The sequence below is a fragment of the Mesorhizobium carmichaelinearum genome (assembly GCF_900199455.1).
Classification (GTDB): Bacteria; Pseudomonadota; Alphaproteobacteria; order Rhizobiales; family Rhizobiaceae; genus Mesorhizobium; species Mesorhizobium carmichaelinearum.
Window position 1 is genome coordinate 1 of record NZ_FZQR01000146.1, and the last position, 626, is coordinate 626.

The window sequence follows — 626 nt, forward strand, 5'->3', positions numbered from 1 at the left end:
GGAGAGCATCTCGCGCGAGGGCGATGTCATCATTGAGCAAGATGGGCTCAGGGTGTTCGTGGACGCAGCGTCCCAGGCCCATGTCTGCGGCATGACTGTCGACTTCGTCACGGGGCCCGAATCCTCCAGCTTTGTCTTTGACAATCCGAACGCGCAGGAGAAGTGCGCCTGCGGCAAGTCCTGCGGGTGATCGCCGAAAAGGAGAACGGCCATGTGGGACAATGGAGGCGAGGTCACGGAAAACCCTTCGACTCGGAAATCCGGGGCGGGAGACAGTCCATGCATGTCTGTGACGTCGGCGCCATCGGCTGCCGCGATGGACTTGGTTTGGTGCTGAGTATCGATCCAGCGACGGACACGATCACTGCCGCGAAAGAGACCTCGACCGCGGCTCTGCCATCGCCTCCTCCAGAACGCTTACCGGAGGCATCATCGGCAAATCGCTCGATCACAAATCAGGGCGTCGCGGGACAGTCGCGGCGAGCTTCCGCCGAAGAGTCGCCGCGCGATGTTGCTGACGAACTCGTCGCCGCACTCTTCAGCCGGCAGCCGAAATTGGCACACGAACTCGCCTTCAACAACGACGCGTGAGGGCAAAGGAGCAGACGATGCCGACCCCGGACCGA

2 protein-coding genes are annotated in these 626 nt (G+C 62.0%); both read left to right on the plus strand.

Going from position 1 to position 626, the window contains the following annotated elements:
- The coding region (locus CKW40_RS42415; protein ID WP_143748538.1) for an iron-sulfur cluster assembly accessory protein at positions 1 to 190 on the plus strand (190 nt) is incomplete at its 5' end.
- 89 nt (positions 191 to 279) lie between these two features.
- On the plus strand, positions 280 to 591 hold the full coding sequence (locus CKW40_RS42420) for a hypothetical protein (protein WP_095205405.1): 312 nt from the start codon (positions 280 to 282) through the stop codon (positions 589 to 591).
- Positions 592 to 626: the final 35 nt, after the last annotated feature.

Bases quoted from the DNA above. Each gene is read 5' to 3' on its own strand.
- CKW40_RS42420 (WP_095205405.1), top strand. From the start codon at position 280: ATGCATGTCTGTGACGTCGGCGCCATCGGCTGCCGCGATGGACTTGGT.